Raw genomic sequence first — 26,876 nt, 5'->3', positions numbered from 1 at the left:
ACATCAAACATAGGTAACGCGTTTGCCGCTCATCCGTTTTACATAGGTCATTATCCTCATTTTTCATCTTTTTACAAGAATCATCATGAAATCTATATAAACTTTCACAAAATATTCTTACAATGGTACTGCATGACAAAATTTGTTGAAAGGTGGAGAACAGGTGAGAATACAGAAAAGACGATGCAGCGTCAATATGACACTCCGTATTCTGCTGCCCCTAGTTATGATACTTAGTCTAATCCTCCCAACATCACCCATTAAAGCAGAAGAAAACAAATCCTCCAGTGTGAATCTCAGCATTCTAGCCACAACTGACGTTCACGCTAACATGATGGACTACGATTACTACAGCGACAAACCGACAACGGAATTCGGGCTGGCACGAACGGCTCAGCTTATTGAGAAGCACAGGCGCGAAAACCCGAATACGCTGCTTGTCGATAACGGAGACCTGATTCAGGGGAATCCCCTCGGAGAATACGCCGTAAAATATGAGAAAAATGATATTATTTCAGGCGCAAAGACCCATCCGATCATTGAAGTGATGAACAGTCTGCATTATGACGCAGGAACACTCGGCAATCATGAATTTAATTACGGGCTTGAATTTCTGGACGGGACAATCAAAGGCGCTGATTATCCGATCGTTAACGCCAATGTGAAAACATTAAGCGGCGAAAACCGTTATACGCCTTATGTCATAAAAGACAAAACCGTCACGGATGAAAACGGCGGCAAGCATCAGATAAAAGTCGGCTACATCGGCTTTGTTCCTCCCCAAATCATGACGTGGGATAAGAAAAATCTCGAAGGCCGCGTTCAGGTCGAGGACATTGTGGAATCCGCAAAGAAAACCGTTCCGAAAATGAAAGCTGAAGGAGCCGATATCGTCATCGCCCTCGCCCACAGCGGCATCGAAAAAAAAGCGCAGTCTTCCGGAGCGGAAAACGCCGTTTTTGACCTGGCAACGAAAGTCAGCGGAATTGATGCGATCGTATCCGGCCATCAGCACGGGCTTTTCCCTGATGCCGAATACAAAGGCGCTGATCAATTTGACGTCGATCAAGGCACGATTAACGGCATCCCCGTTGTCATGTCAAGCAGCTGGGGCAAATATGCGGGCGTCATCGACCTCCGGCTTGAAAAGACAGACAGCGCGTGGCATGTGGAAGATGCAAAAGGCAGCATCGAGCCGATTGCCGGCAATGTGACGTCGGAAAACGAAACCGTCGTCAATACCGTCAAAAAAGCGCACGAAGGCACATTGAAATACATCAGAGAACCCGTCGGCCAGACAAAAGCCGATATCAACAGTTTCTTCGCCCAAGTCAAAGATGATCCGTCCATTCAAATCGTAACGGATGCACAAAAATGGTACGCCGAAAATAAGATGAAGGATACGGAATACAAAGATCTGCCTATCCTCTCAGCGGGCGCCCCGTTTAAAGCCGGCGGGCGGAACGGCTCAAACTACTATACAAACATTTCCGCTGGCGACCTCGCCATCAAAAATATCGGCGATTTGTACCTGTATGACAACACAGTTCAGATCGTCAAGCTGAACGGAAGCGAAGTGAAAGACTGGCTTGAAATGTCCGCAGGGCAATTTAATCATATCGATCAGGCAAAAGGCGGCAGCCAAGCGCTTTTAAATGACGCCTACCGCTCATACAATTTTGATGTCATTGACGGTGTCACCTATCAGGTCGATGTCACAAAACCGGCGAAATACAACGAAAACGGAACAGTCATTCATCCCGATGCAAGCCGGATCGTCAACCTTTCTTATCAAGGAAAGCCCGTCAGCGCCAAGCAGGAATTTCTGATCGTCACAAATAATTACCGCGCTTCAGGCGGCGGAGGATTCCCTCACTTAAGCAATGATAAAATCGTATACTCTTCTGCCGATGAGAACAGGCAGGTCTTAATGGATTACATCATCCAGCAGAAAACGATTAATCCGCAGGCTGATCATAACTGGTCCATCCTTCCGGTCAAAGGGACAAACCTGACATTTGAATCTTCCTTGGCCGCAAAGCCGTTTGCTGACCGCGCAGATGACGTCGCCTATATCGGTGAATCACAAAACGCGGGCTACGGACAGTACAAGCTCCAATTCAAAGATGATGAACCGGGCACAGATCCGCCGAAAGATGACGCATGGAAACTCACCGTTATGCATACAAACGACACGCACGCCCACCTTGATAACGCGGCGAGGCGGATGACGAAAATCAAAGAAATCAGAAGCGAAACCGACCGCAGCATTTTGCTGGATGCGGGAGACGTTTTCTCAGGCGATCTCTATTTCACAAAGTGGCAGGGGCTGGCTGATTTAAAGTTGATGAACAGCATGGGCTACGACGCAATGACCTTCGGAAACCATGAGTTTGATAAAGGCCCGGGTGCTCTCGCCAGCTTCCTGAGCGGTAACGGGAGCGCGGCTGACCCGTCCGGAAAATACAATTTTCAAGCGCCTGACTTTCCGCTCGTCAGCTCAAATGTCGATGTGTCCAAAGAGTCAAAACTCAGACCATTCATGAAAAAAGCAGACACATTTACGGCAGGGAAAAAGAAAAAAGCAGGCATCTATCCATACATTCTGCTTGATGTAAACGGAGAAAAAGTCGCCGTATTCGGCTTAACGACAGAAGATACGTCCGTCACATCAAGCCCGGGAAAAAGCATTGTCTTTCATGATGCCTTCCAATCCGCACAAGATACGGTAAAAGAAATACAGAACAAGGAACATGTCAATAAAATTATTGCCCTGACCCATATCGGGCATCAGCGTGATCTCGATCTTGCCAAAAAGGTAAAAGGCATCGACTTGATCGTCGGCGGACATACGCATACGCTTGTAGATAAAATGGAAGTTGTCAAAAACGAAGAGCCGACCATCGTCGCCCAGGCAAAAGAATACGGCGAATATTTAGGCCGTGTCGATGTCGCATTTGACAAAAACGGCATCGTCCTGCCGGAACAATCCTCTCTTCAGGCGATTCCGGTGAACGAGCAGACGAAAGAAGACCCGGATCTGAAAAAAGAGCTTGATCCGTTTAAAAAAGAGCTCGTCTCAGTCAAAAATGAAAAAGTCGGCTCAACGAAGGTCGCACTTGACGGCCAGCGCGAGCATGTCCGCTCCAAAGAAACCAATCTCGGAAACTTCATCGCGGACGGCATGCTGCAAAAAGCGAAGGAAGCGGCCGGCGCCCAAATCGCGATCACAAACGGGGGCGGCATCCGCGCGGGCATTGATAAAGGAGACATCACACTCGGCGATGTGCTGAATGTGATGCCGTTCGGCAACACGCTTTACGTCGCGGATTTAACCGGAGAACAGATCAAACAAGCCTTGGAACAAGGGTTAAGCGGAATTGAGGCTCAAGGCGGCGCCTTCCCTCAAGTTGCCGGTTTAACATACACGTTTACACTGAATAAAAAGCCGGGACACCGCGTTCTTCAAGCTGCGGCCGTACAGGATGACGGCAGCGTAAAGCCGATTTCTGATAAGAAGACATACAGAGTCGCCACCAGTAACTTTGTCGGTGAAGGCGGAGACGGATATTCCGTCTTTAACGAAGCGTCCCATAAAGAAGACCTTGGCTTTGTCGACTATGAGGTCTTCACCGAGCAGCTTGAAAAAGCGGGAAAAGCGGTGGAACCGAAAGTTGACGGCCGCGCGCAGGAAGTGTATCTGCCGACGAAACAAAAAAACGGTTCGTGGACGCTTGAAGATGACAGCGCATTTGCCGCCTATGCCAAAAACGCCAACACGCCGATCGTGTATTACGATAAGAATGACGGCGCCAAAAAGCCGATTGATCTCAGCGTGACCAAAAAACAAATCGGCCTGTTAAAGGACAGAACATCGGATTCTTCCCTTACGATCCTGCATGACAAGTTCAGCATGAAAATGCCGATGGCAAACGCCGCTTCAGCTGATACACGATTCGGCGTGACGCCGAAAGGAAAAGTAAGCGGGGCGCTTTCAAATGTATACGACTTTACAATGAAGCAAAAAAACAAAGACATCAAAACATTCAAAGCGCCGGTAAAGCTCACCCTGCGCATTGAGAATATGAAAAAGGCGAAACAGCCCGGCATTTACCATGTAGACCGGAAAAAGAACGTCTATACAAAAACAGACAACGGTTCGGTTTCACACGATCTCGTCACGGGCTATACAAATCATTTCAGTGAATACACCGTATTAAACGCAAACACGAAGAGCGCGCCGCCGACAAGCGGAGATCACGGCTCCGGAAAGCAGCCAAGCGGACAAAAACCGTCATCCGGCCCTGCGCAGGACGGAGTATCGCCGGGCGGCCTGCTTCCTGATACGGCCACAACGATGTATTCCATCCTTCTTGCCGGGTTACTCATCAGCGCGCTCGGAACGGCACTGTATCTGCATCAAAGAAGAAAAGCAAAAAAAGTGAACGACGCATAAAAAGACCGCTTTTATCGGGCGGTTCATCCAAAAGCTCTCCTGATCTGATATCAGGGGAGCTTTTTCTCTCGGTCCCCCTCTGAGTCGACAGCCGTACGGCCGAGTGATAAAATATGAACGTTATTCGCGAAAGACTGCATCCGCATCGTTTAACACTTCACGGCAGGGCCTCTCTTTCACACGGCGCCGCCTGTTTGGAGGACTTTTTTTGAAGATAACAGGACACAAACGAAACCGCATGTCTTACAAGAAAAAGCTGTTTTACGTGATAACAGCGCTCTGTTTTATCAGCTCGTTCATTTTCGTCACTCACAACGCTTCTTTTTATGAGCGGCCGATTGCCAAAGTGACGAAAACAACATTGGAACATCAGTCTGACGTACAGGACATGCATAAAAACAAAGATAAGATTTTCAATCAGACGATCACAGCCAGACTTGAAAACGGCAGTCAGAAAGGACAGCTCATTCATTTGTCCAATCAGTATTCATCATCCGGAGCGAACGATCAGAAATATTCGATTGGAGATGAAGTATTCGTTTCTATTGATAAAGGGAAACCATCAAACAAGGATATATCGGGAAGCATTATAGATAAAAAACGGGATAAACAGCTTTTGCTGATCGCTTGGGTTTTCATCTTCACCTTGCTTATCGTCGGCAAAAAACAAGGCTTCTTTTCAATCGTCAGCCTGATGTTTAACGCCGTTTTACTGTCGTTTGCATTAGATTTGTACAGGAAGCATCCTAATATAGGGTTAATTTTCATCTGCGGTATCTGTATTCTCATCTTTACTGTCATCTCATTGCTGCTTGTCAGCGGTTTTCACGCGAAAACATACGCAGCCATTGCCGCGACGCTCGCAGGCACTTTCGTTTCCCTGCTGATTACGTATTTGGTGATGCTGGCAACCGGTGAGAAAGGTCTCAGATATGAGGAAATGCAGTATTTAACCCGCCCTTATCACACGGTGTTCATGGCCGGGGTATTTATCGGATCACTGGGAGCGGTCATGGATGTGGCCATTACCATGACGTCATCTGTCTTCGGATTATATGAAGAAAACAAGGGTATCTCATTACAAGCTCTCAGACGTTCCGGGATGGAGATCGGAAAAGACATCATGGGGGCGATGACCAACATTCTGTTTTTTGCTTATATAAGCGGCTCTATTCCGATGATGCTTTTGTATTTGAAAAATGATTCCCCGATAGGATTCACTCTTTCTATGAACATTTCCTTGGAAATAGCAAGAGCATTGGCCGGAGGGATCGGAATCGTATTAGCCATACCCGCCAGTCTGTATGCTTCTATCTTTTTTATTAAACGAAAGAAGGCAAGCTCATGAATGTCATCGTAATTCTCGCGGCGATTTTATTTCTATTGATGGTCATCATCGGCGGAAAAAAAGGAGCGAGGTCTTTTATTGCGTTATTCTTAAATTTCGGTGTTCTCTTTCTCACCATTATTTTGATGACAGACCCGCATATCAATCCGATTGTTTTAACATTGCTCTCTTCCGCCGTAATTTGCAGCATTACTCTTTTTTATATTAATGGAGGAAACGTCAAAACCGTAACCGCTTTTATTTCTGCAATGCTGACGATTGTACTGCTGCTGTTTTTTATTATGTCTGTAACAAAACATACTTCGATTCAGGGATTCGGTGAAGAAGAATTGGGTGATATCGGCATATTCACACTGTTTGTCGGGGTGGATTTTGTGAAGGTTACCGCAGCCATGATCATCATGGGCACGATAGGGGCGATTACCGATGTCGCGATTTCCATTACTTCACCCATGCGGGAAATTTACAGTCATAATCCGTCCATGAGCAGAAAAGATCTGTACACATTCGGATTAAGCATCGGGAGAGATATTTTAGGAACGAATACGAATACGTTATTCTTTGCTTTTTTCGGCAGCTATTTGGCTTTAATTATCTGGTTTAAAGACTTATCATACTCAGCTGAAAAAATAGTGAACTCAAAAGTATTCAGTGCGGAAGCCGTCACCATTCTTTGTGCCGGAATCGGGATCGGCATCATCATTCCCGTTACGTCCTGGATTACCGCCTGTTTTTTAGCAAAACCAAATAAACGTTAAAAGCTGCCGAGACATGCCCGGCAGCCTTTTTTATCTTATACCCACTTTACAACGTCTTTTGAGGCAGATCTTGTTTTCGGGCGCGGTTCTCTGACACGGTAGCCGAATGCGGCCATAACAGAGATGTCGAAACTTCCGTTTTCCAGAAGCCCTTCTTCTTCAAGAATCCGGTGAATTTCTTTGTAGTTGAAGCCTTCTACAGGGCAGGAGTCGATTCCGATCTGCGCAGCGGCTGTCATCATATTGCCGAGAGCGATGTATGTCTGTTTGGATGCCCAGTCAAACAGCGCGCGATCTGATTCAAGCAGATTGAAATCATTTTTCTGAAAGTCTTCCGTTTTGCTGATATAGCCTTCATACATATCTTCCGGCATTTTTTTGACTTCCCGCAAGTGGTTTTTGACATAGTCGGCGTCAAAACGGATATCCTTTGCCGTCCGGGCAAGCAGAAGTACGAAATGGCTTGCGGTCGGCAGCTGCTTTTGCGCGCCCCATGTGAACTCGCGGAGTTTTTCACGAAGCTCCGGATTTTGAACGACGACAAATTTCCAAGGCTCCAAACCGAGTGAGCTTGGGGATAATCTTCCCGTTTCTAAAATGAATTCAAAATCGCTTTCTGAAATTTTTTTCTCAGGATCAAATTCCTTTGTGGCGTGTCTGAATTGATACGCTTCGATGATCTGCTGTTTTTTATCTGACATTCATGATCTCTCCTTTTCAATCGTTATGTACTATTGTAGCCATTATTTTTGAAAGTACCAGTACGCACATTTTTGTTGGATAGTATTCATTTTGATACTGACAAAAAAACGGGCTGCCGCGGCAGTCCGTTTTTATTTTTCTCTTCTCGCAAAGTCGACGAAACGGAATTTATCGAGCCTGTGCCGGCTTTCCGTGTACTGAAAGAGGCTGGTATCGTCCAAAAAGACGCGGTTTTTCACGACCGCCATATGGCTGAATCCGCCGAGATCCAAATACTTCCGGTCCTCTTCCCCCGCCGGCTCCACGACAATTTCCTTTTGCGCGTAGCTGATGGACAGGCCGAGCTCTCCTTCGAGATACTCATAGATCGAATCTTCACAAATCGCCTTCGTCAATAGAGGCACATGTTTTTTTACAAAGTAATCCTTGTCCAAAATAATTTGTTCTCCGTCAATCCGTCTTGATCTGACGACTTCCCACACCTTTTCATCCGCTTCTGTACCAAGCTCTTTTGCGGCTTCTGAGGGAGGCAGGATCAGCCCGAGACGGTGAACCGTCGTTCTCGTCTCTTTTCCGAGCGTTTCCGAAAGCTCTTTGAAGCTGATCAGGCCTGAGACGGGAAAACGCATTTTTTCTCTGTCTAATATGACGGAGCCTTTGCCTTTGATTTTCTGGATGTAGCCGTTTTGCGCCAGCATATTGAGCGCTTTGCGGACGGTTTCTCGTGATGTGCCGTATTGATCGCACAAATCATTTTCAGACGGAAGAACGTCTTCAGCCTTCCGCTGGCCGCTTTCGATCTGCCGCACCATATCTTTATAGATTGTGATGTATTTATTCACTTTCATTTGACCACCCAGATTAGTGTATCACGCTTTTGTCAGATGATAAACGATCGATTCATACGGACGGAGCGTCAATCGTTCCGGCCGCCCTTCCCTCGGTTCATCATTCGTCAGCAGCACCGTAAACCGCCAGCCGTCCGTGTCTTTAAGCGGAACCGTAAAGTCCGCTTCTTTCCCGTAGAAGTTGTTGATGCACAGCAGTTTTTCATCCTTGCCGTGTCTGACGTACGCCAGAACCGCCGGATCGTCTTCAGCAAGCAGCTCAAACGTTCCTTCAGTCACGATGTCATATTCTTTTCTGAGCTTGATGAGCTTCTGATAATGATAGAAAATTGAATCCGGGTCCCGCAAAGCCGCTTCCGCGTTAACGTCCCGATAATCATCCGCCGCCGGAATCCAAGGCGTTCCTGTCGTGAAACCGCCGTGCGGCCCGCTGTTCCACTGAATGGGGGTTCTTGCATTGTCTCTTGATTTCTCTTTTAAAATGGCGATAATGTCTTTTTCGGGCACACCTTCTTCCTTCATCTTTTTGTAAATATTCAATGATTCGACATCGCGGTATGAGCCGATGTCATCGAATTTCGGATTGCCCATGCCGATCTCTTCACCTTGATAAATGTAAGGCGTGCCCTGCATCATATGAATGGCCGCCGCCAGCATTTTGGCTGATTTCGTCCGGTATACGCCGTCGTCTCCGTATCTGGATACGGCCCGCGGCTGGTCATGGTTGCACCAGAATAATGCGTTCCAGCCTCCGCCTTTTTGCATCTCCGTCTGCCAAAACGCTAAAATCCGTTTCAGCTTCAGAAAATCAAACGGAGCGAGCGCCCATTTTTCACCATTCGGATAATCCACTTTTAAATGGTGAAAGTTAAAAGTCATATCGAGTTCTTTATTCTCAGGGTTTGTGTACCGGATGCAGTGGTCAGCCGTTGTCGAGGACATTTCCCCGACCGTCATACTGTCATATTTCGAAAACACTTCCCGGTTCATCTCATGGAGAAATTCGTGCACGCGCGGCCCGTCCGTATAATAAGGGCGCCCGTCACGCCCATCCTCGGCATCAGGAAACGATTGGTCTTTAGAAATGAGGTTGATCACATCCAGCCGGAAACCGTCGATTCCTTTTCGGAACCAAAAATGCATCATGTCGTAAACCTGTTTTCTCATCTCTTCATTTTCCCAGTTCAAATCGGCCTGCGACACATCAAATAAATGCAGATAGTGCTGGCCTGACGCCGGGTCGAGCTTCCAAGCGGAACCGCCGAATTTTGATTCCCAATTGTTCGGCGCCCGGCCGTCTTCCTTTCCGTCTTTCCAAATGTAAAAATCCCGATACGGACTGTCGGGTGACGAGACCGCTTCTTTGAACCACCGATGCTCGACTGATGTATGGTTTACGACAAGATCCATAACGACCTTGATTCCTCTTTTGTGCGCTTCATCGAGAAGGCGTTCAAAATCCTCCATCGTTCCGTATTCTTCATAAACGGTGCAGTAATCGCGAATGTCATAACCGTTGTCATTCTGCGGCGAATCGTAAATCGGCGTAAGCCAAATGACATCAATCAAAAGCTTCTGCAAATAATCAAGCTTCTCGATAATACCGTTCAGATCACCAATCCCGTTTCCCGTCGTATCATTAAAGCTCTTCGGATAAATTTGATATACCGCTGCCTTTTTCCACCATGGTGTGCTGTCTGTTTTCATTTTTCTTCACCGCCTGTAATGTTTTGAATTGAAAGGGAAAAGGGACAGCCTGATAGAAGGCGCCCCGCAGGTTTATTATTTTTGCCGTTTCAGCCGCGCATACCCGTATGTTCCCGCAAACGGGAGAATCAGCACGATCAGCATTCCGATCGCAAACGGACCCCAGTACCGGCTCATAATGGAGAAGATCCCCGGCACGCCGCCGACTCCGACCGAGCTTGCGAGAACGCCTTTGACGGAGATGAACATCCCCGCGATTCCCGAACTGATCATGGCGATCACAAACGGAAATTTGTAACGCAGATTCACGCCGAAAATCGCCGGCTCGGTAATGCCCAAATATGCGGAAATGCCGGCCGTCAGTGAAAGCCCCCGCTGTTTTTTATCTTTTGTGATCAGCATCATGGCCAAAGCCGCCGATCCTTGAGCGATATTTGACAATGCGAGCATCGGCCATAAAAATGTGCCGCCGAGCTTTGATCCGATTAATTGAAGATCGACCGCCAGAAACGTATGATGCATCCCCGTGATCACAAGCGCCGAATACAGCCCTCCGTACAGCAGGCCTCCGATGGCGGAGAATTGGCCGAAAACGGCAATCAATCCCGCCGTCAGCGCGTTACCGATCGCAAAGGTAATCGGACCGATGATGACAAAGGAGAGAAAACCGATGACCAAAAGCGTCACCGGCGCGACGACCAACAGCTGAATGCCCTCCGGCGTCCGTTTCGTCAAAAAGAGCTCAAGCTTGGCAAGTAAATAAGACGCCAGCAAAATCGGGAGCACCTGACCTTGATACCCGACTTTCTGCACCTCAAGGCCGAACAGGTTCCACACCGGAATATCGCCGCTCTGCTCGGCGGCCCCGTAGCCCCATGCGTTTAACAGATCAGGATGCACCAGCATCAGCCCGAGCACGATGCCCAAGAGCGGGCTTCCTCCGAACCGCTTCACTGCCGACCAGCCGATTAAAGCCGGCAGAAAAGCGAAGGCCGTCCCCGCGATCAGATTAATCATATTGGCGAGATCCGCCCATTGCGGATACACTTGGACAATCGATTTGGCGCTGTAGAAAATGCCTTCCGCCGTTAAGATGTTGTTCAGACCCATTAACAGCCCGGCCGTGACGATCGCCGGCAAGAGCGGAATAAAGATGTCTGCAAGCGTTTTCACAGCACGCTGTAAAAGATTCATGTTTTGCGCCGCCGCCTTCTTCACGTCATCCTTGGACGCTTCGCCAATCCCCGTTTCCTTCACTAATTCCGCATATACTTTGTTGACCGTCCCCTGCCCGATCACGACTTGAAACTGCCCGTTTACCGCAAAAGATCCTTTGACAATGTCTATTGCATCAAGCATTTTTTGGTTTACTTTGGTTTCATCTATTAATGCAAACCGCAAACGCGTCACACAATGAGTCGCCGCCTCAATATTTTCGATTCCGCCGACAGCTTCAGCGATCTGCCGCGCAGCCCGGTTAAACTCACCCATGCCAACCCCTCCGTAACCGTTTTCATTTTGTCTTACAAACTTGTATATACATGTTTATGACTCTATTGTAATGATGTATATACATGTCGTCAATCTATTTTTATAGCGCTTTCATCACAAATATACTGCGAAAGACCCTGAAACAAAAAAAGCCCCGCCGGAACCGGGCCTTGACTTCTTGTTTTATCGGGAACATGTCCGGGCGGAATTCACAACAGGAGCACAAAAAGCATACAGTACTGTACAACTAAGTTAAAGAGGTGTGAAGAGATGCCATCCACTGTTATCAACCTGTACTATTTGAAGATTAACAGTATTTCTGGCAACGGATCTATTACGATTGGGGAAGCGGCATACAACAGTCCCACCACAAATAACAAATCACAAGGACTGAACTCTTCATTCGGCGATACGTCACCTATAGAATCGATGATGGAGAACTTGTTAAATGATCCTGATGTCAACGACCAGACAGAAATAGGAACCGCAGATACCGCAAATGTTATGCCGGTACCGCCGACTATAGATTAAAGGGGTTTTTATGAATGCCTTACCAAATTAACGTCGTCAATATAAAAGTAAACGGAGCAACGCAAAACGGAAACGTCGATATCGGTCAGACCGTGCAAAACAGCCACACCGCCAACAGCAAATTTGTCGGCGCGAACTTTTCTTTAGGGGATTTTTCGCCGGCCGCCGGATGTTTGAATTCGGGCCATCTTGACCCTGACGTGAGCGATCAGGATCAGATCGCCAACCCGTCAATGCCGATCGCAAATCAAATATAGGGAGGTTCTGCCGAAGTGGATATCGAAAAAATGAGAAAGTGGCTTGAGATTACGAACGAGCACAAGCCCAGCGACTTTTGGACCAATGTCCTGAAACGGAAATCTCCCGAAGATTTTTTCTCCTTACAAAAAAACACCCTGACTTATGATATTTATCAGGATGAACAGCATACATTTGTCATTGTGGAAATGCCCGGCGTTTACGAAGAAGAATTGACATTGAGGCTGCTGTCAAGAACACGGCTGCATATAAGAGGAAACATCACACCCCTTTTTCCAAAGAACATGGGCGTCTGCCAAAACCGGTATTACGGGGAAATCGATGAGACGATTGAGCTTCCTGAACCGGCTGAGCCCCACCTGTTACAGGCGCAGTGCGTAAACGGCCTGCTCCACATTTCCTACCCGCGCCTTATGGAGCACATTCCTTTTCAGAAAAAAATCTAAAGAGCCGGCTTACGGGCGGCCCAGCCGTCTGTACACTTTCTCCTTATAATGAGAAGATGCGGGTTTTGAGAACATGGCTTTCTCCTCCGTCAGTTTGTCGAGTCTGACTTGTTTTTCCGTCCGTTTGTTCCGCAGGTGATCCCGCTCCTGTTCATTGCGGCACTTGGCGATCAAATAATCGAGCGTCATCAGCTCTTTCTTCAGCGCGCCCTCATCCTCGGCGATCCCGGCGTTTTTTAATATGCGGTAGCCCATTCTGAGCGACTCCGGAAGATGTGCGGCATCGTCTTTCGGCAGGGGCTTTCCCATTCCTTTGATGCCGGCGAACTCTCCATCCTTAATGGCGCGCTTGATTTTATCTTCAGCCACGATATGGGCAATATCCATCACTGTTCACCTCTTTTTTCAATAGAACCGGGTATGATTAAACGGAAACACAAAGCCCAGTTTGTTCCATTTATATGTTTTAAAGCTGTCATTCAACAGATCAACCCCCGTTGCGACAGCGTTTTTCGCCCTTTTTCCGATGAGCCTTTTCCACCTTTTCTATTTGCTGGTTTCATGGTATATTGATTACGTTCGTTTTTTCTATCGTTCCGTGTAAACCGTGATCGGAAAAAAGGAGTGTAACAATGAAAACATTTATAAAAGAAAGAGGACTTGCCTTCTTCTTGATAGCGGTCGTGTTATTGTGGGTGAAAACATATGTCGCTTATATTTTAAACTTTAACCTCGGCATAGACAACACGATCCAGAAAATATTGCTTTTTGTGAATCCGCTGAGCTCCAGCTTGTTCTTTCTTGGATTTGGGCTTCTTTTCAAGAAAAAATTACAGCAGACAGCCATTATTGTGATTCATTTTTTATTGTCTTTTTTGCTTTTTGCAAACATCGTCTATTATAGATTCTTTAATGATTTCATTACCATCCCGGTCATGATGCAGGCAAAGACAAACGGCGGCCAGCTCGGAGACAGCGCGTTCTCGTTAATGAGATGGACAGACGCCTTCTACTTCCTGGATACCGTCATTTTGATTATTTTGGCCCTTAAGATGAAAAAACCGGCTGAAAAACCGGCGAAGAAATCATTCAGAATCGTTTTGGCTTCCGCCGTGCTTGTGTTCCTGATCAACCTCGCCGTCGCGGAATCCGATCGTCCTGAGCTTTTGACACGCTCATTTGACCGAAACTATCTGGTGAAATACTTGGGCACGTACAACTTTACGATTTACGATGCCGTGCAGAATGTGAAATCAAACAGCCAGCGCGCGCTTGCCGATTCAAGCGATGTAACGGATGTGGAAAACTATATGAAGGCCAACTATGACGTGCCGAACAACGTCTACTTCGGAAAAGCCGAAGGAAAAAACGTCATCTACGTCTCATTAGAGTCTCTGCAATCCTTTATCATTGACTATAAAATTAACGGCAAGGAAGTGACGCCGTTTTTAAACAAACTGGCGCACGATAATCAAACATTCTACTTTGATAACTTTTTCCACCAAACGGGACAAGGTAAAACATCTGATGCGGAATTTATGATGGAGAACTCTCTGTACCCGCTTTCGCAAGGTTCGGTTTTCGTCAATAAAGCGCAAAACACGCTGCAGTCCGTTCCTGCGATCTTAAAAGGCAAAAAGTACACGTCTGCCGCTTTCCACGGAAATACGCAGACTTTCTGGAACCGTAACGAAATGTACAAAGCGGAAGGCATCGATAAGTTTTTCGATTCCGCTTATTATGACATGAGCGAAGAAAACACGAAAAACTACGGCATGAAAGACAAACCGTATTTCAAAGAATCCATGCCGCTCTTAAAGAGCCTGCCGCAGCCGTTCTATACGAAGTTCATTACGCTGTCCAACCACTTCCCGTTCGGAATGGATAAAGAAGACACGGACTTCCCGGCGGGAGACTTTGGCGATTCAGTCGTCAATAACTACTTCCAGTCCGCGAACTATCTGGATGAATCAATCGAACAGTTCTTTAATGACCTGAAAAAAGACGGCCTGTACGATAAGTCGATTATCGTGATGTACGGAGACCACTACGGCATCTCCGAAAACCATAATAAAGCGATGGCGAAAGTGCTCGGCAAAGATGAGATCACTGAATACGACAATGCCCAGCTTCAGCGGGTGCCGCTCTTTATCCACGCTCCCGGCGTGAAAGGCGGCCGCAATCATAAATTTGCCGGTGAAGTCGATGTTGCGCCGACCGTTCTTCACCTGCTCGGCGTCGATACGAAAGATTATCTCATGTCAGGTTCAGATATCTTATCGAAAGAGCACAGAGAAGTCATTCCGTTCCGTAACGGAGACTTCATCTCACCGAACTATACGAAAGTGTCCGGCAAGTATTACGATACGAAAACCGGAAGACTTTTAGATGATTCAGAAGTCGACAAAAAAGAAGACTCTCTCGTCAAGACTGAGCTTGAAATGTCTGATAAGATCATCAACGGCGATCTGCTTCGTTTCTATCAGCCGAAAGGCTTTAAGAAAGTGGACCCTTCACAATTTGATTATACGAAACGTGAAGATTCCTCAGCAGACGATCAAAAGAAATAAACAAAAGCCAGATCATATCAATGATCTGGCTTTTTTATGTTCAGCTCCCGGCGGCGGCCATAGAGCGCTTTTGCAGGCTGTCGGAAAGAACTGAATAAGCGACGACTTTCTTTTTCTGCTGTTTGACGACATCTACATGATCTTCGTAGCTGTATACAAACACCGTCACATCTTTTTTTCCTTTTCTCGTCTTAATGACAAGCGGATCGGCTCCGTTTTGCGGATGAAGATAACGCTCTTCATCCCCTGGGTATATATAATGCCGTTCGATAAACACGGCTTCGTTAAAATCATCAATCACCCGGCGTTTGTCTTCGCCTTCCAGACGTTTTCCGCCGAGGGAAACGGCAGCGGACGCGTCACTGAGCTTTGAATGGGTTTCAAACTTGCGGAGGATCCATTCCACCGCTCCGGTAGGAAGGCATGTCAGCACAATCTTAATCAGGCTTATGACAACAATTGAAACAACTGCAATCCATGTCACCTTACATCATCTCCATACTTGTTCTACATGAATCTTAACATAGAAGAAAACGTTGTTTTTTGTACATTATGTGAAACTTGATATATGTTCAAAAAAAATCCGGATCACATAGGTGATCCGGATTTTTCAAGTCTGCTTCCGGTCGTCAAGGCGGACGGCTTCTCTCAGCTCTTCCGCGACAAATTCGACGTTCGGCCCGATAATGACCTGTGCCGTTTTATTCCCCGTTTTGATAACCCCTTTTGCTCCCGCTTTTTTAAGCGCCGCCTCATTAATGAGAGACGTATCCTGCACGGTCAGCCTGAGGCGGGTCGCACAGTGATCAATCGTTTCGAGGTTTTGCCTGCCGCCGAGCCCCTTGAGCATGGCATGTTCTTCGACGGAACCGGCCGTATCTTCACTAAGCACTTCTTCCTCTTCCTCATCATCTTCCCGTCCCGGCGTTTTCAAGTTTAACGTTTTGATGAGCATATAGAATACGACAAAATAGATCACTGCATAACAAAGCCCGACAACGAGCAGCAAAAGCGGTTTTTCGGCAATGCCGTAGCTGAGGAGATAATCGATCGCCCCCGCCGAGAATGAAAAACCTGACCTGATTCCGAGAACATTCACGATAAATAAAGAGAACCCGGTTAATATAGCATGAACCCCGTACAAAAGCGGTGATAAAAACATAAATGCAAATTCAATCGGCTCTGTAATTCCGGTAATAAATGCCGTCAGCGCGAGACCGATCATCATTCCGGCCGTCGCTTTGCGCTTACTTGGCTTAGCCGCGGCAATCATTGCCAGACATGCGGCCGGAAGCCCGAACATCATAATCGGGAAGAATCCCGTCATATAAGTTCCCGCCGTCGGATCCTTCGCAAAGAAGCGGGCCAGATCTCCCGTTTTTCCATGAAAATCGCCAAACTGGAACCAAAAAATATTATTCAGCACATGATGAAGACCGAATGGAATCAAAAGCCGGTTAAAAATCCCGTAAATCCCGGCGCCGATTCCGCCAAGCCCGATCATCCATTCCCCGAAAGACGTAATCACCGACTGAATCGGCGGCCACACAAATCCGAAGATCCCCGCCAAAATAATGGTAATCAGCGCCGTTACAATCGGAACGAGCCGGCGCCCGCTGAAAAACCCGAGATATTCGGGCAGCTTCGTATCCTTAAAGCGATTATACGTGTATCCCGCAATTAACCCCGCGATAATCCCTCCGAAAACGGCCATATTATTTGTCGAATTGATTGATTTTACAGCCGCGTCCAGCATGATATAAGAAATGGCTCCCGACAGAGCGGCGGCCCCGTTGCTGTCTTTGGAAATCCCGATCGCGATTCCGATCGCGAAAATCAGCGGCAGATGATCAAATACCGCGGTCCCCGCCGCGTAAATGAACGGAATATTTAATAAGTCCTCTCTGCCGATGGCCAAAATAATACCAACGGCGGGCAGAACGGCAATCGGAAGCATAAATGATTTTCCGAGTTTTTGCAAAAATTGAAGCATTTTACCCATCCCCCTTCTTTTTTCTTAAATATACCACATAAGTTATCTAGTGATCTATACCAATTTTCCTTCATTTATTCACATAAGGCTTGTTGGTTTTCTATTTATAATCCAGTTGTGGTAAGCTTGAATCAGATGATTAAAAATAGAAAGCGGGAATGACAATGATTGTAACGAACGATCAAGAATTAGAAGGCCTTAAAAAAATCGGCAGAATCGTCGCGCTGGCGCGTGAAGAAATGAAGAAAAAAGCCGAGCCCGGCATGAGCACGAAAGATCTTGACCTGATCGGAAAGGCTGTGCTTGACGAGCACGGAGCCGCTTCCGCTCCGGAGAAGGAATACGATTTCCCGGGCGTGACATGCATCAGCGTAAATGACGAAGTCGCTCACGGCATCCCGAGCGCCTCTAAAATCTTAAAAGCCGGAGATCTTGTAAATATCGATATTTCGGCGGAGTTTGGCGGTTTTTATTCCGATACGGGAATTTCATTTGTACTCGGAGAAGGCGATGAACGTCTGCAAAAGCTTTGTAACTGCGCAGCATCCGCATTTCAGAAAGGATTGGATCAGGCAAAAGCAGGCAAACGCCAAAACCAGATCGGCAGAGCCGTCTACCATGAAGCCCGCTCCAACGGATTTACCGTTATTAAAACGCTGACGGGCCACGGAATCGGCAGAAACCTTCATGAAGCGCCGAACCACATCATGAATTACTACGATCCGTTTGATAACGCGCTGTTTAAAAACGGAACCGTGATCGCGCTTGAGCCGTTTATTTCCACGAAAGCGGAAACGATTGTTGAAGCGGGAGACGGCTGGACGTTTAAAACGCCGGATAAAAGCCTTGTCGCCCAAGTGGAACACACCATCGTGATCACAAAAGACAAACCGATTATTTTAACTGCATTGTAATGTTTCATCTCCCTTCCAAACAGGTATACAACAACTAACCCGAAGGAGGGAGACGCATGAAAAAAGATAAAGAAAAAATCAAAATCGAAAACGAAATACACGCCATGCACGGCGTAACGAAACAGCAGATTTTAGAGGATTTCGAGGAATTTAAGGCGTACCTTCATCAGAAAATTTCCGCCGGAAAAAAACTGGGTCTGGATGACAGCAAAATCATCAAAAGCGCCGCCATCCTCGGGGACTATCTCGCCAAACACGAGGAGCCCCGCAATGCGGAAGAAAAACTCTTACAAGAACTGTGGTACATTGCGGATGACAATGAAAAACAGCATTTGGCCCAGCTTCTCGTCAAACTTGCCGGACACTGATACAGTGCCCGGCTTTTTTATGCTCCGTTATAAGAGTTGTGCTACACTGGACATATGTCTGTGAAAGGAGCCATTTTTCAACATGTGGTTTATTATCTTCGGGTTTATTTTCTTTATTGAAAGCATCATTCTCACCGTTTACGGAGTGAAGAAAAAGAAGGGGATGCTGATTTATTTCGGCGTCGTTTTCGGAATCATGACACTCGGAACGGTGCTGTTAAAATTAACCGGCCATTAAGCATGAAAAGACCGCCCTTTACATATATATGTAAGAAAGCTTTACATCTCTGAATCGAAAGTCTCAGTTTTTGCATTATCCCTTTTCAGCGTCTTTTTATAGATGTTACAATGCCAAAAGTTTGGCAAAAGCTGAAGAAACCTCCCCAGCGGGAGAACGGAGAAAGGAGTTTTCTGACATGCATTATGGCAGTAAAGGCTGGTATGTAGAAGAGTTAAAGAAAAAAGGAATTACCCACTATGAAGGAAGAAAGCTTCAAAGCTTCAAAAAGTACTTCCTTGCCAATCTGCTGGAAACAAAAAAACAAGCATAACGTAAATCAGCCGTGCTGTCAGTGCAGCACGGCTTTTTTTCTATACATTAGTGAGCCTGTCTCTTTTTTTAAGGAAGGACTCCCTCCAGCTTTCTGACAGCGCTTCTTCCCGCAGTATTTCTTCAATCGCTGACAGATTGCCGGAATCACGATATTTCACTTCATTCGCATACCAGACGGAAATGCTTTCTTTTCCTCTCGACAGACGCTTGAGGACGGGACGCGGATCGACATATCCTTCTTCAAGCACCCTGAAATAAAAGCCGGTAAATCCCGTCTGCTGTACACGGAGCACCATATCTTTGATGCCATATTTGAGCGCGAGTTTGACGCAGGGCTGGCGCGGCTGGCTTACTTGAACGACGGCTTCCCCCAGCTGAAAGACGTCTCCGATCCACACGTCTTGTTCGGCCAGTCCTTTGACCGTTACATTCTCCCCGAACGCGGCGGCGGGAAGTTTTCTCGCGAGCGTTGTTTCCCAATATGAATAATGCTCGGCGGGATACACGCACACCGCTTTATCGGGGCCTCCGTGATGCTTCAAGTCGGCTTGCCCGTCCCCGTCAAAATGGGTTTTATACAGCATGACGGGAGAATCTGCGGGCCGCTTTATGATGCCGGAATTGATTTGTCTGCCGGCAAATTCATGAATTGCGGGCTTTCCGAGATTGATAGATAAGACAGAATAGTCTTGCGTCACTTCGTTCACATCCTTTGCGAAATCTCATATCTTTCCTTTATCATAGTAAGAAAAAGGTGGTTTTCCATGCTTCAATATCATATGATTGCAGACGGCCGGGTTCAGGGCGTAGGTTTTCGCTACTTCGTCCAGATGGAAGCCGACAGACATAAGGTAGCCGGCTGGGTAAAAAACCGTGATGACGGCCGGGTGGAAATCCTTGCCGAAGGTCCTGAAGAGTCGTTAAAACAATTTGCCGAAGCAGTCAGAAAAGGCAGCCCCTTCTCAAATGTCACAGGCGTAACCATCGAAGAATCACACCGTCTGAAAGGGTACCGCACTTTTACCATCAGTTACTGATAAGGCTTGTCCTGATAATAATAATTCGGCTTCACAATCGTATTGTCATATGATTTATGGAAAATGTGGGTGGAAGCCGGCGAGATCGGCGGAATCAGCCAGGTCCAGTCGCCCGTCAGCTTTCTGCCCGCGTCTTGTTCCTGTTCTTCAAAGCGTTTAAATTGATTCGCCGCCGTATGGTGATCGACAATGCTGACACCGTGTTTTTTGTATGAATAGAGCACTGCCTTATTCAGTTCCACCAGCACCTGATCCTTCCACAGGTCGGTATTCAGGCTGGCGGAAATCCCCATGACCGCAGCGGCTTTTTTGAGCATATCATACCGTTTTTCGTCAGCAAGGTTCCTTGCGCCGATTTCGGTTCCCATATACCATCCGTTAAAAGGCGCCGCGTTGTACGACAGCCCGCCGATTTCAAGCCTCATATCGGCGATAATCGGAACCCCGTACCATCTGAGATTTAAATCGGCAAACTCTTCAATATCCGGATGGGTGATCGGCACTTCTTTCACGAGCGTCTGAGGCAGGTCATACCAGACCGGCTGCCCGTCCCCTTTCATCCGGAAAAGCAGCGGCAGAATATCAAAATCGGTCCGCTTCCCGCGCCAGCCGAGTTTTTCGCAGACAGCCGTCAGCTCATATGATGCCGGATCACCGACTCTTCCATTTTCAGTCTCATATCCCGCATAGCGGATGAGCTGATGATTCCAGATTTCCACTTGCTTCTCCCCATTCTTCTCAGGGGGGAAAATCGTAATCGTCGGTTTAATTTTTCCGCCGTTCGTGGCGATTTCAATATGTTCAAATAATGCGTCGCGCACCTCTTCTTTCGTGTTCACACCGCGCCGGTCAATGACGTTCAGCGATTGCCAGAACAGACGCCCGATACAGCGGTTGCTGTTGCGCCACGCCATTTTCGCCCCGTGTTCAAGCTCTTCCGCCGTATGGACGTAACTTCCCGTCCGATCTATCTCATCTTTTATCGCGTGCAGACGCGCGTTGATTTGCGATTCCATTCCGAGTTCCTGATAGCAGACATCAATAAAATCCTTCGCCTCATCCCAAAGTATTTCCGTATGTTTCAAAAAACTCTCTCCTTCAATTTACATCTGTTTCCCATTGTATCGTTTTTAGGAGTGAACACAATGGTTTTTTTGTATCATACTGGAAACTGCAAAGAAAAAACACCTGTGATGTTCGCAGGTGTTTTACAAAACGGAATGCAGTTTTTCAGCCAGTGTAAGCAAATCCTCACGGTAGTTTTTTCCCGTCATCGGAATTCCGTGACCCGTCAAAAGCGCTTCCGGCTCCAGTTCGGCCAGTTTCTGAACGGATGCGGCCGCCGTCTGGGTATCCGCTGTAAAATAAGCGGGCGGCCCGTGAAGCTCTTGCTTTTGAATGACAACGTCCGCAAGCGATTCCTGTTCAACAGTGATCACGGCATCACCGGCAAGCAGAACGCGGTCTTTATCCCGGAATAATGAAATATGGCCGGGGGTGTGACCGGGCGTATGCACCCATTTCCATTCTTCAAGAAACGGAACGGTACCGTCTGAAGGCAGTGCCTGAACGGACGGAATGCGGATCGTATGGCGCGGAAACAGCGGTGACAGCTTTGCGACAAGCCCCTTTTTCGCATCGGGCCTGGCAGGCGGATAATCCGCTTTCCCCGTGACGTACGGGAGCTCCTTTTCATGAATGTAAACCGGCACATCCCAAAGCTCAAGCAGCTCTTCAATCGCACCGACATGATCAAAATGACCGTGTGTCAAAATGACTGCCTTCAGCTGATACTCCTCTTTAAACCGGCGTTTCATTTCTTCTGTTATCATCTCCGCCGATTGCGGCATTCCCGCGTCAACCAGAATGATTTCCCGCGGAGCTGAGGGATTTTCGATAAAGTAAACATTCGCAATCTGCACGGTCAGTCCGTAAACGCCGTCCGCCGCTTTAAAACCGGCCCCGCTTCTCACTGAAAAAAGCGGCATAAACGGATCACTCATCATGGCACCTCCTCTGATGCCTTTAGTGTGCGACGAACCGGGTGTTTTATGTTAAAAAATCGTGATTGCGCCGATGATGAGCGCAAAGGCCGTCATGACGATAACGGCAAGAACCGCCCATTTCATCGCAAACTTCTGGTGTTCATCAATGGTGACCCCGGCAAGCCCGACTAATAAATGCGTCGACGGCACGAGCGGGCTTAACATATGAATCGGCTGGCCGATGATCGAAGCGCGGGCGATTTCCACCTTATCTACACCGTACGCCACGGCGGTCTCGGACAAAATGGGCAGCACGCCGTAAAAATAGGCGTCATTGGGCATCAGAAACGTAAAGATACCGCTCGTTAAGGCAACAATCGCCGGAATAAATCCCCCCATCTGTTCCGGAATAAGCGATACGAGGGAAATGGCCATCTCATCAACCATCTTCGTCCCCGTTAAAATTCCGGTAAACACGCCTGCGGCAAAAATCATCGAACCGATCGCAAGCACATTGCTCGAATGGGCTGAAATACGCTCCCTTTGATCGTTAAGCTTCGGATAGTTGACAATCAGCGCGATACAAAACGCAATGATGAACAGCACGGTTAAATTCACTTTTCCTGACACTAAAAATCCCACTAAAGAAAGCGTTAACAGTAAATTGAACCACCACAGTTTCGGCCGCCTCCATTCATCTTCCGCAGCCGCAGCCGTTTCATTTGTATGGGACGGCTGCTTTAATTCGATCACCCCGAGCCGTTTCCTTTCCACCCTTCCGAGTACATAAGCGACCACAATCATACACACCATTCCGCTGGCAATGACAGGCAGCATCGGCCCCGTCAGCTCTGCCGGGTCAACGCCGAGCGCACTCGCCGCACGCGGCGTCGCGCCGCCCCATGGTATCGTGTTCATGATACCCATGCCGACACCGGCGATTCCCGCTAAAATAATCGGACGGATTCCGAGCATGATATATAAAGGCAGCATTGCGCTTGTCGTAATCATATACGTCGTCGAGCCGTCTCCGTCCAGTGCGACAAGCATGGTTAAAACGGCTGTTCCGACTACAATTTTGAGCGGGTCGCCTTTAACCAGCTTTAAAATACGCGACACCATCGGATCAAATAAACCGGTATCAATCATAATGCCGAAATAAAGAATCGCGAACATAATCATGACTGCAATCGGCGCCACCTGTTCAATCCCGGAAATCATCATCTCGCCGACCCGGTTAAAAGAAAACCCGGCAAACAGCGCAAACACGATCGGCGTTAATACGAGCGCCGTTAACACTGAAAGCCGTTTTGTCATAATCAGCACCATAAAAACAAGCATCATAAGAAAGCCTAAGATTGCTAACACAGTATGTCCCCCTCATCATGAATACGCTTACATTTTAAAGACCCGATCCCCTTTATCCGCCTTTTTGCTATCTTATGAGAATTGGATATTGAAGTAAATATTTTGGATTTTAAAGATTTTTAATTTTTTATAACCTTTTCGTTCATTTTGTTCATTTATAAATAAAAAGCCTCCCGCAAATATGCGGAAGGCTTATTTTTCGCTGCTCATCATCTCTTTATAAAACTCGGTCTGCTCTTCTAAAAAGCGTTTTGCGCCGCTGCTGTTTTTATAAAAGCTCTCCCAATCCCGTTTTTTCAACATTTGCTTCCACTCCGCGGATGAGGTAATCTGTTTCAAAGCCTGATCCCAATAGGCGATCTCGCCTTCGGTCATGTCTTTCGGCCCCATGATGCCTCTCCAGTGCGCAAAGACAAACGGCACCCCCTGCTCTTTCCATGTCGGCACATCGCTGTAACCGGAGAGCCTTTTGTCCGACGTAACGGCCGCCAATGTGATGTTCCCTTTCCGATAGGCGTCTCTCGCTTCTGAAATGGTCATTGAGGCGGCGTCTATCTCGTGGCTGATAAGAGCTTCAATGACTTCATTGCTGCTCCCGTATTGAAAAAAGCGGATATCAAACGGAGAAATTCCGGCCATTTCCGCCGCTCTCGCAAAGGAGAGCTGGTCATCATTTCCGAGGCCGGGCGCAAATCCGATTTTTATGCCGCCCGGATGTGCTTTAATATCGCCGAGCAGCTGCTTTCCGCTTTTTATCTTTGAATCCTTCGGAAGAGCGACGGTCTGCCACTCTTTTGCGATAATGGCCAAAGGCGTAAAATCAGCTGCCTTCAGCCGGCTTTGTCCCAAAATTTCATTGCTTAACAGCAGGCTTGAATTCATACTGATGACATCCGTTTTTCGTTCGTTTACATATTTCCAGCCGCTGTCTCCGCCTCCGCCGGGTTTATAGACGATCTTTACGGGCCGGCCTAATATTTGCTTCCGCTCTATTACCGATTGCAAAGCTTTTGCCGTTACGTCCCAGCCCCCTTGAGGCGCTGCCGGGACGACAATTTCAACCGGCCCTTCGGCTGAACGGATGCCCGCCATCTGCCGTCCGTCAAAAGAAACCAGCGCCGCCAGCATGACAAGAAGCACTCCCAACCGCTTCATTTCTCCCATCCCTTATTCATGTGCTAAATAATATTTCCGTTCCGGCCTGCCGATAATGCCGTACTCTAATTCAGCGAGCGCTTCTTCCTGAGAAACGAGAAACTCGGCGTAGCGCCGCGCCGTTGTTCTGGAGGCGCCCATTTTTTCGCCCAGTTCTTCGGCCGTCATCCCTTTTTGGGCTGCCCTGAGCGCGTTTTTGATTTTTTGAAGTGTAATCGAATTAATCCCGGTCGGCAGATCATTGAGCTGTTTTTGTTCTTTCTGACCGCTTCCGAAAAACATGTCGATAACGGACTGGCTCAGCTCCGGCTGTGAGTGCAGCCATTCTCTTTTTTCACGGTACTGCAAAAGCACTTCTGTAAATTTATGTGCCGACACCGGCTTTATGACATAGTGGGAAACGCCTGATCTGAGCGCTTCCTGCAGCAGTCTTGTTTCGGCAGAAGCCGTAATAATGATGATATCAACGGAAGGAAAACGGCCGCGGATAAGGGGAAGCAGATCTGTTCCCAGCTCATCCGGCATATAAATATCCAAAAGCAGCAGATCAGGCTGCCGTTTCTCAAGCAGCGATATGGTGTCTTTGGCATTGATTGCTTTGCCGATGACATTGAATCCATCAAGATGTTCGATAAATTTTTCGTGAATTTGCGCTATTCGAAAGTCGTCCTCTGCAATCGCGATGTTAATCACACCGATTCCCCCTTTGGCGTTTCTTTCGGTATAAACACCGTAAATACGGCACCGCCGCTCTTTTGCTGCGAAATCTCTATCGATCCCTGCAATTCACTGACGGCTTCTTTCAGATTGGCTAAGCCGTATCCTCTCCTCGTCCCCTTTGATGAGTAGCCCTTTTCAAATATCGTTTCTGTTTTTTCCTGAGGCACGCCGTCTCCTGAGTCCGCCACTTCGATGACGATATCCCTGCCGATATCGGTCATAAAAAAGGCGACCTCTTTTTTCTCTTTTTCGGCGACGGCTTCGAAAGCGTTATCAATAAGATTTCCGATGATCGTAATGAGCTGGGATGAACCCACATGCTCCGGCAGCGATTCTAAAAAGCTGTTTTCATCTATTGAAAGCTTCACTTTCTTCTCAGACGCCTTTCCCATTTTTCCTAATAGTATGGCCTGAACCCGCTGTGAATGAATGTTTTGAAAGAGGATTTCATGCTGTTCATTCTGGATGGCGTACTCTTCTTTTATCAGTTCAATGGCTTCATTATATTCTCCCAGCTCTAACAGACCGAGGATCGCGTAAAGCTTATTCGAGAATTCATGCGTTTGCGCCCGAAGATCCTCTGAGTATTTTTTCATTTCAGTCAGCTTGTTAATCAGTTTCTTGAGCTCTGTTTTCTCCCGGAAGCTGATCACCGCTCCGTATACTTGTCCGGTCTGCTTCATTTCTTTCACGTTTAAGATAAATACTTTATCTCCGGCACGCACCTCCACGTTCGGCGGTAATTCTCCCCCTGCCAACACCGGCATGAGATTTGCGCCCGGCATGATTTCTTTTATATGCCTTCCGATCATCGGTTCCGGAAGATTCAGCATATCAGCCGCAGATAAATTCATCATGGTTACCGCGCCTTCTTTGTTTACGGCGATAATCCCTTCTTTCATCGCAAGGAGCATCGCATTGCGCTCCCTGTAAAGCGCTGCAATTTCATGCGGTTCAAGGCCGAGTGTATCTTTACGGATACTTTTTGCGAGCGCCGCCGCTCCCCCGATGCCGATAAGAAACACCAAACATGCAAAATAGCCTAAATGCCGCAGATGCGCTTTCATATCTTTTTCTATCTCATCTTGTAAAAACTCGACTGTCACCGTTCCGACGACTTCGTTATGATTTTTTTCCTCCAAAATAACCGGGGCGCTCCCCCGGACAGCCTTCATTCCGTCGGAAACCGGTGACCCGCCGAACATGACGGTTTTATTTTGCAGATTTTGATTTTCTTTCGGAATACTGCTTCGGGCCGAATGAAATGCAACATGCCCTTTTTGATCAGTGATGTAGACGGCGTGCGCGCCTGCCTGTTCTTTCATTTGTTCAATGACATCTAACTTTGTAAAAGCCTCTTGATCCGCAAGCCGGAACGCCTCTTTTACAGGAGGCATGTATGAAATGGTTTTTGCCGTTTGCACCGCCAGCTGTTCAGCCTGCTTCTGGCCTTCCTTTAATTGCTGAAAGGCAAATATAACTGTGAGCGCTCCGATGACAAGTATTAATAAAGCCGTGATTAATCCGGCGATTTTCATTTGCAGAGAGACATAAAACCGCTTCGCTTCCAACACAGCACCAGCCGTCCTTTCCTCCTAAAATCATACCATTTTTTAAATCTTTATTTCTCATTTTTGAGAATTTTCGTGATCTTTTTCTCTTGTCATT

At 47.3% G+C, this 26,876-nt stretch carries 26 protein-coding genes; 12 read left to right on the top strand and 14 right to left on the bottom strand.

Going from position 1 to position 26,876, the window contains the following annotated elements; genetic code table 11:
• Positions 1 to 163 precede the first annotated feature (163 nt).
• The 3 genes from NYE68_RS04695 to NYE68_RS04685 all read left to right on the top strand — a co-directional run bounded on the left by NYE68_RS04695 (position 164) and on the right by NYE68_RS04685 (position 6,562).
• On the top strand, positions 164 to 4,456 hold the full coding sequence (locus NYE68_RS04695; protein ID WP_324636062.1) for a multifunctional 2',3'-cyclic-nucleotide 2'-phosphodiesterase/3'-nucleotidase/5'-nucleotidase: 4,293 nt from the start codon (positions 164 to 166) through the stop codon (positions 4,454 to 4,456).
• Between the two features lie 208 nt (positions 4,457 to 4,664).
• The gene (locus NYE68_RS04690; RefSeq protein WP_053573585.1) at positions 4,665 to 5,804 is read left to right on the top strand and encodes a YibE/F family protein; all 1,140 of its coding nucleotides are present in this window, start codon (positions 4,665 to 4,667) and stop codon (positions 5,802 to 5,804) included.
• Positions 5,801 to 6,562, top strand: a complete 762-nt coding sequence (locus NYE68_RS04685; RefSeq protein WP_047935447.1) for a YibE/F family protein — start codon at positions 5,801 to 5,803, stop codon at positions 6,560 to 6,562. Before NYE68_RS04690 ends, NYE68_RS04685 begins: the two co-directional genes overlap by 4 nt.
• A 35-nt stretch (positions 6,563 to 6,597) precedes the next feature.
• On the opposite strand, the gene NYE68_RS04680 is transcribed toward NYE68_RS04685, so the two are convergent.
• The 4 genes from NYE68_RS04680 to treP form a co-directional block, all read right to left on the bottom strand.
• The gene (locus NYE68_RS04680; RefSeq protein WP_003155588.1) at positions 6,598 to 7,263 is read right to left on the bottom strand and encodes an NAD(P)H-dependent oxidoreductase; all 666 of its coding nucleotides are present in this window, start codon (positions 7,261 to 7,263) and stop codon (positions 6,598 to 6,600) included.
• 132 nt (positions 7,264 to 7,395) lie between these two features.
• Entirely contained in the window at positions 7,396 to 8,112 is a 717-nt protein-coding gene (gene treR, locus NYE68_RS04675) for a trehalose operon repressor (RefSeq protein WP_053573584.1), read from the bottom strand.
• A gap of 21 nt (positions 8,113 to 8,133) precedes the next feature.
• Positions 8,134 to 9,819 (bottom strand): alpha,alpha-phosphotrehalase, encoded by a 1,686-nt coding sequence (gene treC / locus NYE68_RS04670; protein ID WP_324636063.1) that lies wholly within the window; start codon positions 9,817 to 9,819, stop codon positions 8,134 to 8,136.
• A gap of 75 nt (positions 9,820 to 9,894) precedes the next feature.
• On the bottom strand, positions 9,895 to 11,310 hold the full coding sequence (gene treP, locus NYE68_RS04665; protein ID WP_324636064.1) for a PTS system trehalose-specific EIIBC component: 1,416 nt from the start codon (positions 11,308 to 11,310) through the stop codon (positions 9,895 to 9,897).
• Positions 11,311 to 11,580: 270 nt separating this feature from the next.
• Between treP and NYE68_RS04660 the strand changes: the two genes are divergently transcribed.
• Genes NYE68_RS04660 through NYE68_RS04650 form a run of 3 tightly spaced genes read left to right on the top strand, consistent with a single transcriptional unit; the run spans position 11,581 to position 12,545 of the window.
• Complete coding sequence (locus tag NYE68_RS04660) at positions 11,581 to 11,841, top strand: spore germination protein (protein ID WP_014417185.1); 261 nt, start codon at positions 11,581 to 11,583, stop codon at positions 11,839 to 11,841.
• 14 nt (positions 11,842 to 11,855) lie between these two features.
• Complete coding sequence (locus NYE68_RS04655) at positions 11,856 to 12,098, top strand: spore germination protein (RefSeq protein ID WP_003155595.1); 243 nt, start codon at positions 11,856 to 11,858, stop codon at positions 12,096 to 12,098.
• Positions 12,099 to 12,113: 15 nt separating this feature from the next.
• Positions 12,114 to 12,545 (top strand): Hsp20/alpha crystallin family protein, encoded by a 432-nt coding sequence (locus NYE68_RS04650; RefSeq protein ID WP_003155596.1) that lies wholly within the window; start codon positions 12,114 to 12,116, stop codon positions 12,543 to 12,545.
• 9 nt (positions 12,546 to 12,554) lie between these two features.
• On the opposite strand, the gene NYE68_RS04645 is transcribed toward NYE68_RS04650, so the two are convergent.
• On the bottom strand, positions 12,555 to 12,932 hold the full coding sequence (locus NYE68_RS04645) for a DUF1992 domain-containing protein (RefSeq protein WP_007610033.1): 378 nt from the start codon (positions 12,930 to 12,932) through the stop codon (positions 12,555 to 12,557).
• A 245-nt stretch (positions 12,933 to 13,177) separates the two neighbouring features.
• Here NYE68_RS04645 and NYE68_RS04640 point away from each other — a divergent pair, with 245 nt between their 5' ends.
• Positions 13,178 to 15,115, top strand: coding sequence for an LTA synthase family protein (locus NYE68_RS04640; protein ID WP_324636066.1), 1,938 nt, complete (start codon positions 13,178 to 13,180; stop codon positions 15,113 to 15,115).
• Between the two features lie 40 nt (positions 15,116 to 15,155).
• On the opposite strand, the gene NYE68_RS04635 is transcribed toward NYE68_RS04640, so the two are convergent.
• Positions 15,156 to 15,599, bottom strand: a complete 444-nt coding sequence (locus tag NYE68_RS04635) for a YfmQ family protein (protein WP_007408492.1) — start codon at positions 15,597 to 15,599, stop codon at positions 15,156 to 15,158.
• A 126-nt stretch (positions 15,600 to 15,725) separates the two neighbouring features.
• Positions 15,726 to 17,108, bottom strand: coding sequence for an N-acetylglucosamine-specific PTS transporter subunit IIBC (nagE, locus tag NYE68_RS04630; protein ID WP_061861257.1), 1,383 nt, complete (start codon positions 17,106 to 17,108; stop codon positions 15,726 to 15,728).
• Between the two features lie 164 nt (positions 17,109 to 17,272).
• Between nagE and map the strand changes: the two genes are divergently transcribed.
• The 4 genes from map to NYE68_RS04610 all read left to right on the top strand — a co-directional run bounded on the left by map (position 17,273) and on the right by NYE68_RS04610 (position 18,941).
• The gene (gene map, locus NYE68_RS04625; RefSeq protein ID WP_007408490.1) at positions 17,273 to 18,022 is read left to right on the top strand and encodes a type I methionyl aminopeptidase; all 750 of its coding nucleotides are present in this window, start codon (positions 17,273 to 17,275) and stop codon (positions 18,020 to 18,022) included.
• 56 nt (positions 18,023 to 18,078) lie between these two features.
• Positions 18,079 to 18,390, top strand: coding sequence for a DUF3243 domain-containing protein (locus tag NYE68_RS04620; RefSeq protein WP_053573579.1), 312 nt, complete (start codon positions 18,079 to 18,081; stop codon positions 18,388 to 18,390).
• Positions 18,391 to 18,472: 82 nt separating this feature from the next.
• Positions 18,473 to 18,628 carry a hypothetical protein gene (locus NYE68_RS04615; protein ID WP_003155608.1) on the top strand — a complete coding sequence of 52 codons (156 nt, stop codon included), beginning with the start codon at positions 18,473 to 18,475 and terminating at the stop codon, positions 18,626 to 18,628.
• 178 nt (positions 18,629 to 18,806) lie between these two features.
• A complete protein-coding gene (locus NYE68_RS04610; RefSeq protein WP_003155609.1) occupies positions 18,807 to 18,941 on the top strand; it encodes a YflJ family protein in 135 nt (44 codons plus the stop codon).
• 40 nt (positions 18,942 to 18,981) lie between these two features.
• On the opposite strand, the gene NYE68_RS04605 is transcribed toward NYE68_RS04610, so the two are convergent.
• The gene (locus NYE68_RS04605; RefSeq protein WP_015239385.1) at positions 18,982 to 19,641 is read right to left on the bottom strand and encodes an MOSC domain-containing protein; all 660 of its coding nucleotides are present in this window, start codon (positions 19,639 to 19,641) and stop codon (positions 18,982 to 18,984) included.
• A 66-nt stretch (positions 19,642 to 19,707) separates the two neighbouring features.
• Here NYE68_RS04605 and NYE68_RS04600 point away from each other — a divergent pair, with 66 nt between their 5' ends.
• Positions 19,708 to 19,980, top strand: coding sequence for an acylphosphatase (locus NYE68_RS04600; RefSeq protein ID WP_015239384.1), 273 nt, complete (start codon positions 19,708 to 19,710; stop codon positions 19,978 to 19,980).
• Here the strand turns inward: NYE68_RS04600 and nosA are convergent.
• From nosA to NYE68_RS04570, 6 genes are all read right to left on the bottom strand, one after another.
• On the bottom strand, positions 19,974 to 21,065 hold the full coding sequence (gene nosA, locus NYE68_RS04595; protein WP_053573578.1) for a nitric oxide synthase: 1,092 nt from the start codon (positions 21,063 to 21,065) through the stop codon (positions 19,974 to 19,976). The genes NYE68_RS04600 and nosA overlap by 7 nt on opposite strands.
• Before the next feature lie 123 nt (positions 21,066 to 21,188).
• The gene (locus NYE68_RS04590; protein WP_062623275.1) at positions 21,189 to 21,983 is read right to left on the bottom strand and encodes an MBL fold metallo-hydrolase; all 795 of its coding nucleotides are present in this window, start codon (positions 21,981 to 21,983) and stop codon (positions 21,189 to 21,191) included.
• A gap of 51 nt (positions 21,984 to 22,034) precedes the next feature.
• A complete protein-coding gene (locus NYE68_RS04585) occupies positions 22,035 to 23,333 on the bottom strand; it encodes a citrate:proton symporter (RefSeq protein ID WP_062623274.1) in 1,299 nt (432 codons plus the stop codon).
• Positions 23,334 to 23,525: 192 nt separating this feature from the next.
• The gene (locus NYE68_RS04580) at positions 23,526 to 24,488 is read right to left on the bottom strand and encodes a tripartite tricarboxylate transporter substrate-binding protein (protein WP_061890485.1); all 963 of its coding nucleotides are present in this window, start codon (positions 24,486 to 24,488) and stop codon (positions 23,526 to 23,528) included.
• Between the two features lie 12 nt (positions 24,489 to 24,500).
• Positions 24,501 to 25,181, bottom strand: coding sequence for a response regulator (locus NYE68_RS04575; RefSeq protein ID WP_007408483.1), 681 nt, complete (start codon positions 25,179 to 25,181; stop codon positions 24,501 to 24,503).
• Positions 25,178 to 26,782: a sensor histidine kinase gene (locus NYE68_RS04570; RefSeq protein ID WP_113766649.1), complete on the bottom strand. Its 1,605-nt coding sequence runs from the start codon at positions 26,780 to 26,782 to the stop codon at positions 25,178 to 25,180. Before NYE68_RS04570 ends, NYE68_RS04575 begins: the two co-directional genes overlap by 4 nt.
• Positions 26,783 to 26,876 lie beyond the last annotated feature (94 nt).

This window comes from Bacillus sp. FSL R5-0447, from assembly GCF_038606125.1.
Lineage (GTDB): Bacteria > Bacillota > Bacilli > Bacillales > Bacillaceae > Bacillus > Bacillus velezensis.
The sequence above is the reverse complement of the archived record's forward strand: the minus strand, read 5'-3'. Positions and strand labels throughout refer to the sequence as shown.

Excerpts from the sequence above, each read along its gene's own strand:
- treR (WP_053573584.1), bottom strand. The coding sequence starts at position 8,112 with ATGAAAGTGAATAAATACATCACAATCTATAAAGATATGGTGCGGCAG.
- NYE68_RS04620 (WP_053573579.1), top strand. The coding sequence starts at position 18,079 with ATGAAAAAAGATAAAGAAAAAATCAAAATCGAAAACGAAATACACGCC.
- treC (WP_324636063.1), bottom strand. The coding sequence starts at position 9,819 with ATGAAAACAGACAGCACACCATGGTGGAAAAAGGCAGCGGTATATCAA.
- NYE68_RS04615 (WP_003155608.1), top strand. The coding sequence starts at position 18,473 with ATGTGGTTTATTATCTTCGGGTTTATTTTCTTTATTGAAAGCATCATT.
- NYE68_RS04580 (WP_061890485.1), bottom strand. The coding sequence starts at position 24,488 with ATGAAGCGGTTGGGAGTGCTTCTTGTCATGCTGGCGGCGCTGGTTTCT.
- nagE (WP_061861257.1), bottom strand. The coding sequence starts at position 17,108 with ATGCTTCAATTTTTGCAAAAACTCGGAAAATCATTTATGCTTCCGATT.
- NYE68_RS04655 (WP_003155595.1), top strand. The coding sequence starts at position 11,856 with ATGCCTTACCAAATTAACGTCGTCAATATAAAAGTAAACGGAGCAACG.
- NYE68_RS04685 (WP_047935447.1), top strand. The coding sequence starts at position 5,801 with ATGAATGTCATCGTAATTCTCGCGGCGATTTTATTTCTATTGATGGTC.
- NYE68_RS04600 (WP_015239384.1), top strand. The coding sequence starts at position 19,708 with ATGCTTCAATATCATATGATTGCAGACGGCCGGGTTCAGGGCGTAGGT.
- NYE68_RS04610 (WP_003155609.1), top strand. The coding sequence starts at position 18,807 with ATGCATTATGGCAGTAAAGGCTGGTATGTAGAAGAGTTAAAGAAAAAA.
- NYE68_RS04640 (WP_324636066.1), top strand. The coding sequence starts at position 13,178 with ATGAAAACATTTATAAAAGAAAGAGGACTTGCCTTCTTCTTGATAGCG.
- NYE68_RS04680 (WP_003155588.1), bottom strand. The coding sequence starts at position 7,263 with ATGTCAGATAAAAAACAGCAGATCATCGAAGCGTATCAATTCAGACAC.
- NYE68_RS04590 (WP_062623275.1), bottom strand. The coding sequence starts at position 21,983 with ATGAGTGATCCGTTTATGCCGCTTTTTTCAGTGAGAAGCGGGGCCGGT.
- NYE68_RS04660 (WP_014417185.1), top strand. The coding sequence starts at position 11,581 with ATGCCATCCACTGTTATCAACCTGTACTATTTGAAGATTAACAGTATT.
- treP (WP_324636064.1), bottom strand. The coding sequence starts at position 11,310 with ATGGGTGAGTTTAACCGGGCTGCGCGGCAGATCGCTGAAGCTGTCGGC.
- NYE68_RS04645 (WP_007610033.1), bottom strand. The coding sequence starts at position 12,932 with ATGGATATTGCCCATATCGTGGCTGAAGATAAAATCAAGCGCGCCATT.
- map (WP_007408490.1), top strand. The coding sequence starts at position 17,273 with ATGATTGTAACGAACGATCAAGAATTAGAAGGCCTTAAAAAAATCGGC.